The organism is Streptomyces sp. NPDC043861, from assembly GCF_056435905.1.
In genome coordinates this window covers 181224-194655 of the sequence record NZ_JBWKDP010000013.1, presented here as the reverse complement: position 1 = coordinate 194655, position 13432 = coordinate 181224, and the positions used below count along the sequence as shown (strand labels likewise).

The window sequence follows — 13432 nt, the reverse complement described above, 5'->3', positions numbered from 1 at the left end:
AAGCGCCTCGAGCCTTAGCCTTCATATCTGCAAAATTCGGTTCCTAGGGGGCAGGAACATGGGGAGTCCCACTGCGCCGTGCGCAACAAACCCGGTCAGTCTGGCCGTGGAGGACTTCGGGCGAGACAGGAGCGGGGCGCCCGGCTGGCGATGGCGACTGAACCTGCCCGACGGCCGGGAGATCACGCACAGGGTGGATCTCCGGGACAAGGACGTCCATGGCTTCTGCCGTCGCCCCTACGAGTGGTACCAGCAGCTTCCGGGGGACCGGGCCCAGCGGGACGAGCGGTTGCGGCAGATGTGCGGCGTTGTGCGGGCCGAGGTTCTCGGCGAGCGGATCACGGATGCACTCGTCGAACAGGCTCGCCCCGAGGGACTGGTCGCGGTCGTCCTGCGTCTGCGGGACACCGACGCCATGGAGATCCTGTGGTATCCGCTCGCCCTGGCCGCCGCCACGGACGGAAGGCCTCTGGCCTTCCACAAGGTCGTCATGGTCCACGACATCCCGTCGACCACGGCCACCCCGCCCTGGTTCGCCAGCGGGGCGCCCTCCGAGGGGGACCCCGTCCATGTCATCGGAGCGTTCAGCCTCACTCCTGCCGGTGCACCTCTCGATCTCTACGCCGAGCAGATGAGCCTGCGGCAGAACCTGAAAGCCGTGTCCGGGGGCTTCGACGTCAGCGCACACGCGCTTTCGTACCGCGTCACCCACGCCGGATTACGCAGCAAGCTCAGGAACAACCGGCGCCGGGGCGGAGCGCATCAATGGCAACTGGTCCTCCACCTCGCGGGACGGGGGGCCACCGGGGGCTGGACCGCCTTCGACGCGGACGGAGAGGAGCAGGCGCTCACCGCCGACGAACTCATCAGCATGCTCCAGCCGGAGAACCACCGTCGCCTGCGGCTGGCGGTCATCACCTCCAGACCCCCCAGCGAGCCATCTCTCACCACCCGGATGCGGTACTTCGACATCGCCCCCGCCCCCGCCCCCGGGGCCGGCGACGCCGTGCCGCAGGAGCCACAGGACGCTCGTGCCGAGGGCTCCTGGTTGCCGGCAGAACTGTCGGGACGGCTCGGCTGTCCCGTGCTGGCCTTCCGGCACCCGATTGCCGACGACGCGGCGCTGCTCGTGCTCGGGTCCGTCTACGAGAACCTGCTGAGCTCGGGACTGAGCCTGCCTCAGGCACTGGCCCTTGCGATCAGCGACCACCGGGACAGCCTTTCCCTGCTGGATGTGGCAGCACCTGTGCTGTGTGGCGAGGCATCGCTGTCGCTGCGACTGCACCCACCGGAGCGGGAGGCCGGGGCCGGTGTCGGCCCCCTGGGAACACTGGCCCGCCCGGATCGACTGCTGGTGCGGGACGAGACCATGCGCAGAGCGATGGCCGTGCTGTCCTGGGACTCGGAATCCCGTCCCGGCAGGGCCGGACACGATGCCATGAACGGAGTGATCCTCCACGGTATGAAGGGAGTCGGGAAGAGCACCTGCGCTGCGGAACTGTTGCACGCCTCCCTCATCCCCGAGCGGCGCGTGGTGTGTTTTCCCGGTGAGGGGCGTTCCATGCCCGACGACGACACAGAGGCCCTCAAGGAGTTCCTCAAAGTGCTCGGCAAGCTCATCAAGAAGCCCTACGAGCAGGAACACGAGGTCGCCCTGCCCTCCCCCGAGGATCTCCTGCGCGATCTGGACAACAACGAGTCGTTCGAACGCTTCTGCCTCCACCTCACATCGAGCCTCGTGGCGAACGAGGGCGGGACCGACTACCTGATCTGTCTCGACGACGTCGAACCGCTCATCGAGACCGACATCGGTGCGGACGGCTCCGCCCACTCGCCCACGGGTCCCTGGAGACACAGCGGCTGGCACCGGATCGTGTCGGCACTGACCGCCACGGAGGCCAGGAACGGGTTCAGACTCCTCATCACCAGCCCCCATCCCCTTGACCTGGGGGACCGCATGATGAACCAGCTGGTGCCCCTGCTCGGCCTGCCCGAGTCTTTCGTCTACGCCTCGCATCTGCAGCATCTGGGCCCGCTCATCGACGAGGCCTGTGCCGACGTACGCACGGGGGACACCACCCGTTCGCTGGTCAAGGGTGCACTGCAGGCGACCCTGGGGCACCCGCAGTTGCTCAACCTCGCCGATGCGGCACTGGGCCGCGACCGGGCCGAGTTCGAGAGACTGATCCGCAACGACCGTCGGCTGACGGGCGAAGAGCACGACAATGCCTGGGCGAAGATCGTCACTTGGGCGGACCAGGCCATCACCCGTACTCCGTACGGACACCGCCGCAGGCTGCTTCTCGAAGTGCTGTGCTGCCTGGAGCCGGTGCACCGGGTCATGCACTCGGCCAGGGGCGCCGTCCGTCCCCCCTGGCTGCTGGCCGAGATCTGGTTCCATTTGGGCGAGCGCATCACAAGTGATCCCGAACCCCCCCATGAGGCGCCCGTCAGTGAGGACATCGCACCGCTGCTGGCCGAACTGAAACGGGATGCGCTCCTCGACCTCATCGAGGTACCCGGGGCCGAACGCACGGTGATCCGCGTGCATCCGGCCGTCGTCGAGGCGGTCCGGGCGTCGTGCTCCGCCGGGATTGCGGCGAACGTCGACCGCATCGCGGCCAGGTACACCGCGGGGCTGGTGGAGGAGGTGGACCGGCACCGCCGCTACGGCAGATCCGCGGAGTTGCCGCGACTGATCACCGAGGCTCTGCCCTATCTGGAGAGAAGCACCCAGTGGGACACCGTCCTGCGCTACACCTGGATCCTGTACCAGCGCGCGTCCAGTCAGCACCTTGTCGAGGCGGCCCTGGACCAGCTGATACGCATGTGCGGCTCGGTATCGAAGGAGTCCGCCCACCATGTTTTGGCCAACGGCCTGCTGGACGTGATCAGGACCGGTTCTCCACCGGACCTGTCCTCCCTGTGCCAGGAGTCGCAGCGGCACAGCGGCGGCAGTTCCCTGGCATCCGTCATCAGCGCGGACTACGTGCGCTCGCTGCGGGACGCCGGGCGCCTGCAGGAAGCCAGGAACGCGGCGGAGAAGCACCTGAGCGGAATGGGGCCCGAGATCAGCACGCTGGAGGCCTGTGCCGTCCGCACCGAGCTGCTGCGTGTGCTCGCCGACCTCGGTGACTGGGACCTCGCTCTGAGCGGTGTCAGTGAGGTCCTGTCGATGCTGGTGGACGTGCGGTTCCGGGATCTGTCCGACCGTCCGCTGCTGCAACGGGTCGACGGTGAGTCGATGCGCAGAAAGCTGTTCGCGATCCGGCGGGACTGCCGCGCCATGCTCGCTGTGGCGGCCGAAGCGGACTCGCCCGAACGTCAGTTGCATCTGCGCGGCGCCCGCGCCGACCACGCCGTACTGGACCGCTATCTCACGCGCGAGGACGCCCATGCCATCGACCGGCACCGCCTTGTGTACCGGGCGTGTCTGCTGGGCATCGAGCCGGAGAACCCGGGATCGGCCCTGTCGGTCCACGAGGTTCTGGCGCGGCCCAGGGACGACGCCGAGAATGAGGGCAACACCGCCCTGCTCGCGATGGAGCGATCCGCGCGGGCACTCGTCCTCGAGCACCGGGCAGTCCGTGCGGACGGCCAGGGGCAGAAACAGGCGGCGCACGGTCTGCGCAAGGACGCCTTCGACTGGGAGATGACCGCGTTGCGGGGGCACTACGCGGCGGGCACCCCGATGGACATCGGCGCGTGCCACCGGCGCATCGGGAACGTCCTCCTGGGCTGTGCGGACGAGAGGGGTCAGCTGCACCATCTGTTCGCGGATCTCATCGGGCGGTTGACGCAGGCGCACGAATTGCACCGCGACTCCGCGGCGATCCGGGCATCGGTTCGAGCCGCCGATGCCGTCGGCAGTCTGCCCGCCACCGCTGCGCAATTGTGCGCGCTCATTCGCACCACCCTCGGCGAGGGCCAGAACCGGCCCGGGTGTTCGCCGATAGACCCGTGGACGCGGCTGCGCGAGGTCTCCCCCGCAAGGAGCGGCGAACAGCACGACCGGCTCGACGAGGCGTGGCAGAGCATTACAGGAATGCTTTAGTCCTATTGCCTGCGAGAGCTGTCGGAACATGGCTACGGTGATCACACCGGGACGGCGGAATCAATGATTTCCCGGCCGTGGCCGAGAACGAGGAACGGTGCAGGGTACCAATGGGGGAAGGGGTGTCGATGCACACTGCTGTGCGTTGCGGTCATGGAGCGAACCGGGTCGGTGCCGCATGAGCACACCGCCGAAACCCTTACCGCCCACCGCCCATGTATGGCTGCGGAAGGACGCGGAAGCACAAGGGGGCTGCACCGCGGAAGTGACAGTGTTCCATGCCGGCCGTACTACCGGGCGCACAACTGCGTTTGACGGCGCGTCGCCCGCGCCCGCCGATGCGCTGTTCGATCTGTTGTTCACCGCCCTCTCGACGGACGGGAACAATGAGGGTACCGAGAAGGACGACAACGACGAGAAGAAGGAGGAAAAGGGTGATGCCTGGCTGGCAATTCTGCGGATCGACGACGATCTGCCGGAACTGCAGGCGGTCCCCTGGGAATCGCTGCCTCATCTGGTGACGGGTTCACGTGACGGTGACACGGTCAGAGTGGTCCGCAGTATGCGAGGACCGGACAACTTCCGGCCGGAAAGAGTCATGACGTTCGCCGATCTACCCGTCCGGGTAATGGTCGTGGGGGCGGGGTCCGAGGCGGAAACTCCATGGCATGAGGATGTCGCGGTACACAGCGCGCTCCGCGACCTCGTGACCCGATGGGAGGTGGACGTGCTCCCCGGACCTGTTACGCGCGACGAGCTGGAGCGCCGCCTGGAGGGCGTCCAGCCCCACATCCTCCATCTGACCGGCAATGCATCGGCCGACCTGCGCGAGAGCGGCCTCACCGACTTCGATGCCTTCAATCTGAGCCACGTACGCCTGGTGATCTCCAGCTGCACAGGCATCGACGGCGAGGAGATCCTGGCCTCGGCCCTGCGCCCGGATGCCCAGGACCCGGCACTGGGGACGGTGATGCTGCGACCCGAGGAGGGCTCGTGTCTCTGTGCACCGGTCCACGATCTGTACGCCGCCCTCGCCAGGGGGCTTTGCATCGACCGTGCGGTGGCGGACGCCACCCGCTCGCGACCGGGTGCCACGGCCAGGGTCACGGTCAACTGCCACCCGGACCGAATACTTCCGGTCGAGGCTCCCCCGCCGCCCCCGCACCAGGACGTCGAGGCGTCTCAGGCGTTCTACGGGAGGGTGCGCGGAGCAGCCGACCGGGTGGCCCAGCGTCGGGTGGCTCTGGACCGTCTGCGTTCCGGTGCCGACATCAGCCGGCTGCTCACACTGTTCGCCTCGGAAGCCGGCGAGGACAGGCCGGCCCCCGGTGGTAAAGCGGGTGTCACGTTCCTGCTGCTGTCGCTGCTCCGGGCCTGGGAAGCCGACGGAGGGCGGGCCCTCTACGTGGACTTCGAGCCTCTTGCCACCTCTCGCCATCCCGGCCCTCCCAACCTCGCAGCCGAAATGTGCGCGCTGCTCGCGGACAGCGCGCGAAAAGGCAAGGAACGCTACCGCGACTGGGACATCGACGACGAGCTGCGTCTGATCGACGAACGAGTGGCCGAACTGCGGCAGTACCAGGAAACGGGGTCGCAGAGGCGCAGCATGGTGGGAGTCCGCAGTGACATCATAGACACGGCCAAGGATTTGATCGTCAAACTGGCGCCACGGGATGCACACCTCGTACTGGCACTTGACCAGTGCTCGACCACCCGGACCGCGTCGGACGAAGAACTGCCTTTGCTGCTCACACTGATTCGTTCCGTCCGGCGTACCGGCGCGGCTGTCAGCACAGTGGTCACTACCCGTTCTTCCACGGTCGGCACCTGGGCGGACGGCCTGGAAATGGCCACCGACCGCATTCATCTGGAGCACTGGCCCAAAGCGGCCGCGGCACCTCTCCTGAGAGAAATCGGCGCGCGGCTGGGAATCGACTGGCATACGGCCGACAGATGGCGTGCCAAGGTTGCGGAATGCGTCGAGCTGGCCGCTGACGGCCTCGGGCCGGCGCTGCTCGACAAAGCTCTCCCGGTCGCGAAGCTCTACAGCCAAGGAGGGGCGCGATGACCGAACTCACGGCATCACGGCCGTCTACCACCGCACTCGCGCTGCACAGTGAGTGGCGCAGCCTTCATACCTATGTGCACGGCGCTGACGAGGCGGCCTATTCCACCTTGAAGCTGTGCGGTCTCCTGTCCCGGTTCAGTGCCGCTCTCTACGACGAGGCGGTCGGTACGGACGGGTACACGCTGGGTCAGGCGCAGGACCGAGGACTGGTGGAGCCGTGCCGGGCGGAGCCGAGCCACTACGAGGTCGCATCGGGCTTCCGGCGGGGGGCCTGGGGCGCCTGGTGGTTCGAGGGCGTGCAGAACCTCGAGCGCGTGGGCGATTGCGTTCCCCCGGCGCTGCGGGAGACCGCCTCACGGCTGGCCCGCTGGCTGGAGGACAAGGGGGACGACACCTCGGTGGTCGAGCGGCTGAAGCTGCTGGTACTGGCGGACCAACCGGACGACGCCGTTCGGCTGTTCGACGAGCGGTACGCCCGCGCGCAGAAGACCTACTCCTTCTCCGTGTGCCGGCGCCTGGCACAGACGCTGGTGCCCGCCGAACTGACCGAGCTCCGGGGCTCGGAGACCATCGACCGGCGACTGGTGGACCGCAGGACCAGGGCTCTCAACCGGCTCGGCATCCAGGAGATGCACGCCTCGCACTTCGACCAGACCCGGGACTACCTGGGCCGGCCCTATCTGGAAGCCCCGCTGGAGGACGCACTCCTCAACGATGAAGGTGCACGGGTCGTTCACCTGCACGGTCCGGGCGGCATGGGCAAGAGCACGCTGCTCGCCTGGCTGGTCGCCCGGCACGGCCTTCAACAGGACCCGCCTCTGTTCTGTGCGCTGAGGGATCTCGACACTCTGGAGCCGGGCCGGCTGCTGCAGTTCCCCGAAGCTCTCCTGGTCGAGTTCGCGCATCAACTGCTGCACCAGCTTCCCGCCTACCAGGACGAATCCCGTATCGCCGGTCTGCGTGCGTTCGTCACCGAGAACAACGGTCTGCGTGGCTGGCTCGACCGGCGGTTCATCAGTCCCAGCATCGAGTCCTCGTTCCGGCAGAGCGCCCCACCGATCCAGCGGGGCGATGTCCTGGAGCAGTTCCGTGATGCCGTCACCCAGGCGACCGTTCGCCCCGGCCGCCCTCCTTTCCAGGTCATTCTGTGTCTGGACACGGTGGAGGAACTCCTCCGCGCGACCGACGAGGAAGGCCTGCGCCCACTGTTGTCCAAGTTCGCCACGCTGCTGCGCGAGACGAGCCACATCCGGCTGGTGCTCTCGGGTCGTGCCGACCTCAACTGCCTCCGGCCGTTCCACGAGGAGTTCGGTTCCGGCCGGGGTGCGCTCCACGGGCTCTCCCTGCGGTTACAGCCCTTCACACGGGACGAGGCCACGCGCTACCTCTGCGAGGTCCAGGAGATCAGCCGGTCCACCACCGACGCGATAGTGGCCGCCTGCGCCGGCGACTTCGAGGGCGCACCCGGGTTCACCCCGTTCGTCCTTGCGCTGCTGGCCGAGAACGCCCGCAAGAACCCCGACGACCTGCCGACGGTGTCCGGGGAACCGCTGGAGCTGTACGCCCTGGAGCGGGAGCTGCGACGCATCGACAGTCCTCTCATGCGACTCGCACTGCGTTACAGCGCGGTCGCCTGGCACCCCACGCGCGAGTACTTCATGAAGGTGCTGGTGCCCCTGCTCCGAGCTCCTGTCGAGGGCGGCAAGGAAGGCTCCGATCACCAACAGGATCCTGAGTACGACATCGACGACCAGGACGCGATGGATCGTCTCTGGGGTGACCTGCTCGACTATGCACGGCGCTCGGCATGGATCAAGATCTCCGAGAGCGACAGGCTGGTCGTGCACGTCAACATGCGACGGGCGCTGAGCGGTTACACACGCAAGAACGTCGACGGAGTGGCTTCCGTCTGGTGGAGCCTTCACGACGGCGGCCGGGACATGTGCGCCCAGGCGGCCGCGGAGGAGCCCCTCGCCGACAAGAGGGCCCAGTGGATCGCGGGCATGGTCTACCACCAGCTGCATGCGTCCGCCGCCCCGAACAGCGCCGCGGGCGAGAGGGTCCGCGAGGGCGCCGCCGACCACTGGCGCGCATCCGTGGCCGACGCCTGGCGGCGCGGGTCCGCCAAGACCGTGGCGGACATGGCCGAACGTCTGCTCAGTGTGGACTTCGAGTCGGACACCGCGGAGACCGGACTGCCCGACACCGAGGTGATGCCGCTCCAGCTGTGGTACGACATCGCGCTGGAGCGGGCCTATGCCGAGTTGCATGCCGTTCTCTATCACGGCGAGCACACCTGGGCGGATCTGAAGCGCTTCTGGGAGCTGGCGCGCAGGCGAGAGCGGATGACGGTCGAAGGGCAGCCACCGGTCCGTGCGGATGTCGAAAGGATGCAGGTACTGACGGCCGCGCTCGCTCTGCACAAGGCGATCGCGCCCGAGACGTACAGTGGCCCCGGCATCTTGCGGGCCCATGAGATCGTCAGTGCGCTGCTGTTGCCCGGGGCCGAGGACCGTGGCGGCCCGGGCGGCGCCCGCGCACGGGAGATGCATGAGGCCCTGTGGCGAACGGACGCCCGCTTGCTGCGGGCCAGCAGTCTCACCCGGATCGAGCGTGACCGGACGAGCGGTACCACGGGCCGGGCAGCCGACCGGACGAGTTCCGCCGAGAGGGAGTTCCTCGACATCCGCGAGTCGGCCCGCCGGCGGAAGGACCCGCGAACGCTGCCGATCACGCTGTACGCCCTTCAGGAGTGGCATGCCCTGGACCGGCCGGACCTCGTGCTGCGCTGGCGGAAGAAGTACGACGAGGACGCCCGCGTCTGGCCGTTGCAGGCCGAGGCTGCGGCAGGGCGGGTCGCTGTGGTCGGTGTCGAAGCCCGGCTGCGCCTCGGTGTTCCCGCTGACAGCCGTGGACTGGAGGCCGTCTCGTCCGTCGGCGGAGCACCTCGGCGTGATGTCCTGGGAGCGCGGTCCCAGTTGCTGCGCGGCGATCCGCTCAGGGCGGTGGAGGACCTGCGCATCGCGCTCCGGCCCCAGTTCCTCGACCTGGGCTCACGCGCCGACCTGAGGCTGCTGCTGCAGGCCGAGCTTCTCAGCTTTCGTGCCCTTTCGGGTGTTCTGCGGCTGGAGCAGGCGGAGCGGCACGCCCTGGCCGCCATGGATCTCGCCCGCACCGACGAGGAGCGGCTTCAGGTGATGGCCGCACGTGCTGCCGCGGCGTTGTCCGACGCGGGTGATGTCACCAGGGCGTCCCATCTCGTGGCCTTCGCGTCGCCGTTGCGGGAAGAACGCCGCGGGCCTGCGAACAGTGCCATCGCCCGCGCCGAGTGCGTGGCCCTGTACCTCGGTGGCCAGGGTGACGAGGCCGTCGAAGCGCTGTCCCGCTGGGAGGCGGCGCTTCGGGAGCGGGCGGAACAGCAGTCGGCCGGCCCGCCCCCGCCGCTGCCCGCGGAGTGGCTGGTGTGCGCACTGCACGGCCTGGTGTGCGGCCGGAGCGACGACGCCGAACGCTATCTGGACTTGTTCTCGGCCGCACTGCGGGAGATCCCCGACAACGGCATGCGCCATCTGCTGCTGGCGGAGGAGATCGACCTGTACGGCCCGCTGGCCGGCGTCTTCGACCTGTCACCGCCGTTGCGGCGGAAGGTGGCACGGCTTCTGGCCGCCGGCCAGAAGGGCGAGTGGAACGCGGAAGGCAGCCTGGGAGCCGCGTTGACCTGCCTGCGCAAGGCCGTGGTGACCGCCCGGCTGCTCAATGAGCCCGCGCGAGCAGCGACGCTGCTGGCCGAAGCGGCCAAGCACCCGGAACTCGGCTGGAACAACATCGGCGTGCGGTCCGTATGGCTGCGACTGCACCGGGCCCTGCCCGGCGCTCGACCGCCCGAGCCCTGGCCCGAGCCGTCGCCCGAGGAGGAACAGCTGCCGGAGTTCCGAGCCGCCGATCTGCTGGCCCGGGCCCATCGCATGACCGCCAGGCACCGACGGCGCTCCGCCCGGGCCATGGTCGAGGAGGCAGCCGGACTGATGGGCAGGCAGGAGCGGATGCCCACGGTCTGGCAGCTGGCGGCGGCTGCTCCCAAGGACGCGGCCGCGCTCGAACAGAGGCTGCTCCGACCCGGGCCGACGCCACCACGCCTGCGGTATCGGGAAGCGGCGCTGCAGCGGCTCGGTTCCGCACTCCCGGGCGATGACGGCGGTCTTGGGCACCACCTGCCGGTACGTGTGACTCCTCGTCGGCTCCATCTGCTGGAGATCGACGGCCCCGTCCACACGGGGGCGCCCCCTGAGCAGCCGGGCCCACCGCCGTCGCCGGCGGAACAGGTCAAGGGGCGCACCGCACCGCCCGGAGGCACGGGCCCCCTGCTGCTGAGTGGGGGAGGTCAGGACCCGGACCTGACGGCCCCGGTGGATGTCATCGTGCTGCGTGGTGCGATGCGCATGGGCCGCGGCGTCACGCTCCAGCGCTCGGGAGGCTCTCGTCCCATCAGCACCGAGGACGTGAACGCCGCGATCGAGGAGGTCTGCCGTACACGTCGTCAGACCGCCCCGCTGGTCGTACTCGACGTCGAACCGCAGCGGGTGCCGTCCCAGCACCAGGCGGAGCTCCGGGACTTGTTCGCCTACAGCCTGTACCGGCTCGGCAGTGCACCGGCGGTTCTCGCCACCGGGCCGGTGGCGAAGGACGACGAACGTGAGTGGCTCGAGCGGCTCGACGGGGCGTTCCGTTTCGGCCGGACCCCCGCCGACGTCTGGGGGTCCCTGTGCGACTTCGAGGACCGCTGGAAGGAGAACTCCGCACGCCGGCCTCGCCTGATGTCCCACATCCCGCCGGACGAGATGTTCGGCCTGGGGCTGCTGGTGTGAGTCAGCGGAGCGCGTACCAGGAAGTGACGGCGACGACCAGCGCCATCACGAGCATCAGCAGCGCCATCCAGGAGCGAGTGACCCAATCCGGCCGGGCGTGCTGGGGCGCGCCCTCCGGCACCGCCGCGACCGTGCCGTGCCCCGCGGGCGGGCCGGGGGTGGGCTGGGGCGCAACCGGTGGTGGCGCGGCGTGTCCACGCACCCGGAACGCCCTGGGCACCGCCCACGAGCCGACGGTCACGTAGAAGACCGGGTGCACATCCGCCTCCGGTGCCAGGCACTCGTTCAACGCCTGGCACAAGGAGTCGGGAACCCCCGGGGGCCGGAACTCGAGCAGCAACGCGCCCCACATGCGCGCAGGTTCCTCCAGGTGCAGAACGGGCAGCACCAGATATCTGAAGAGCCAGAGAGGAAACGCGCCGCCCGGGGCGCGCCACGAAGCAACAGACCGCAGCCATCGCGCGCTGCTGGACGGCTCGGGCAACCCCAGTCTCATACGCAACACCAGAAGGCAGACCTCAACGGCCTCCTGTTCACTCCAGGTTCGGGAACGCCGGTAGAGATCAATCAGCAGTTCCTCCCTCTCGTGCGGCCGTCGCAGCTCGACGACTCTCTGTGCCAGATGGACGCTGCTGGGGACACGAAACTCCACCAGGGGCACGGCCGGGCTCGGGGACCACTCCGGCTCAGCGGAGTGCGCCGCCGCGCCCGAGGGCGGGCCGGGGGTGGTGGACCTTGCCCTCTTCAGTTTGGACCAGAAGCCACGCCGTCTGTCCGCCGGAGGGAGTTCCTTCGACGGAAGGGGCGCGGGAGGCCGGGGCGACGGTCCGGGGAAGTCGCCCCTGTCCGGCTTCTCCGGCCACTGATCGAGACGGTTTCCTACGGACGGCGGAAACGACCGGGTCGTCCTCTCGTACGGAGCCGGTGTCGACCGCTCGCGTGTTGTCTCCTCGCCCCGCGGCGAAGGCACTGCTGCGGGGCCGTCCGAGACCAGCCCTGACGTGCGTCCGCCGGTCCCCTGGGCGGGTGGTTCGGTGACGGGGTCGTCGAGGAAGGGAGTTCCGGACGGCATCTGCGGGTGCGGACGGACGCACGGGTCACACTCCGACGGATCCACTTCGTGCGGTGGCGCCGCGGCCAGGGACCCGTCCTGTGCGGCCCGTGGGCGCGGCGGCGAAGCAGGACGGTCGGCCTCGTCCGTACCCGATCGGAGGCCGGCCGCACTGGCCTCGGGCTCCTCGGCGGCAGGCTCCGGGACGGGCACCTGCGTGGTGGACAGGACGGACCGCTCCGTACGGGTCTCCTCGTCGGGGTCGCATTCCGCGGCGGGTGAAGCCGGTGGTGCGGACCGGTCCACGAGGGTCGACGGCGTGTGCGGGTCGCGCGAGCCGGCCGGGTGGGACGGCACCCGCGGATCGGACGGTGTCTGCGGGTCGTGCGAGCGGAGCGCCCCGGGCTGCGCCGGCAACGCCGACGGCCCGATGGGATCGGACGGCCCGTCCGATCCCATCGGGCCGAGCGGGTCGGACGGGTGGGACGGGGCCGGCTCGGCCGGTCCGGGCAGTTGGGCGGGCAGCTTGTCGAGCAGCCTCTGGACGCGCTCCTCCGTGTTCAGCGCGTGCCAGCGTTCGCGCTCGGCGCGCAGTGAATCGACGAACCTTCCCGGCTCGCCGTCCCCGTGGTTCAGGTAGTGGTCGAGCAGCCGTCGGCTCGCCTCCAGGAACCGCCCGTCCGGAGATCCGCGCAGCCGCTTGCGTCCGTGACTGGACCTACCCGGGATGGGCCAGTCCGCCAGGACGACGAGCCAGTACGCCCCCGACTCGTCCTGTTCCCCGGTCGAGTAGGTCCAGGAGCAGTCGACCAGTTGCTCGGCGATTTCCAGGACGCCCATCAGCACCGCTCGTGGCGCGGTGCCGAGATCTGCATCGACCGTGGTCACGGGCCGCCCGGGCGCGCTGAGGACCCATGCCAGCAGCCGGCCGATCCTCTCCCGGTGCTCCTCCACACCCCGTCGCAACTGATGCAGCCCCTGCACGGACGCCTCGTACAGAGGATCGCGCCGCAGTGGAGGGAGCCGGGTCCCGTGGGTGACGTCCTGCGGGAAGCAGTCCGCATGCCTCAGGCCGAGTGCGAGCAGCGGCGAGAAGAACGGCGAGTCGTTGTACAGGGCGTACGCCTCGGTGTTGCCACGTCTCATACTGTCCCGGCCGGAGAGCCGCCAGACCACCATCTCGTGGCCGGTCCGTTCCAGCACACCGTAGGCGAAGGACGTCCGGGGCTCGGACATGCCGCCCCCGGGACGCAGGACGAGTCTGCCCAGGTTGAAGTAGCTCACGGCCTCCCCGTCGGTACAGGAGTAGGCCAACGGGCCGAACCCCCCGGTTTCCGCCGTGTTCTCGGGGCCGTGCGCGCAGTACATCCAATGGACGTCGGCGTTCATGAGCG

The 13432-nt window shown here is 69.2% G+C and carries 4 protein-coding genes; 3 read left to right on the top strand and 1 reads right to left on the bottom strand.

Annotated features, from left to right (window positions below; genetic code table 11):
• Window positions 1-58 precede the first annotated feature (58 nt).
• From AC068D_RS27155 to AC068D_RS27145, 3 genes are all read left to right on the top strand, one after another.
• Window positions 59-4054 carry a hypothetical protein gene (locus AC068D_RS27155; protein ID WP_478825695.1) on the top strand — a complete coding sequence of 1332 codons (3996 nt, stop codon included), beginning with the start codon at window positions 59-61 and terminating at the stop codon, window positions 4052-4054.
• Between the two features lie 265 nt (window positions 4055-4319).
• On the top strand, window positions 4320-6122 hold the full coding sequence (locus tag AC068D_RS27150) for a hypothetical protein (protein WP_478825694.1): 1803 nt from the start codon (window positions 4320-4322) through the stop codon (window positions 6120-6122).
• Window positions 6119-10987, top strand: a complete 4869-nt coding sequence (locus AC068D_RS27145; protein WP_478825693.1) for a hypothetical protein — start codon at window positions 6119-6121, stop codon at window positions 10985-10987. The genes AC068D_RS27150 and AC068D_RS27145 overlap by 4 nt, the downstream gene beginning before the upstream one ends.
• Before the next feature lies 1 nt (window position 10988).
• Here the strand turns inward: AC068D_RS27145 and AC068D_RS27140 are convergent, their stop codons facing one another.
• Window positions 10989-13427: a hypothetical protein gene (locus tag AC068D_RS27140; protein WP_478825692.1), complete on the bottom strand. Its 2439-nt coding sequence runs from the start codon at window positions 13425-13427 to the stop codon at window positions 10989-10991.
• Between the last annotated feature and the right edge of the window lie 5 nt (window positions 13428-13432).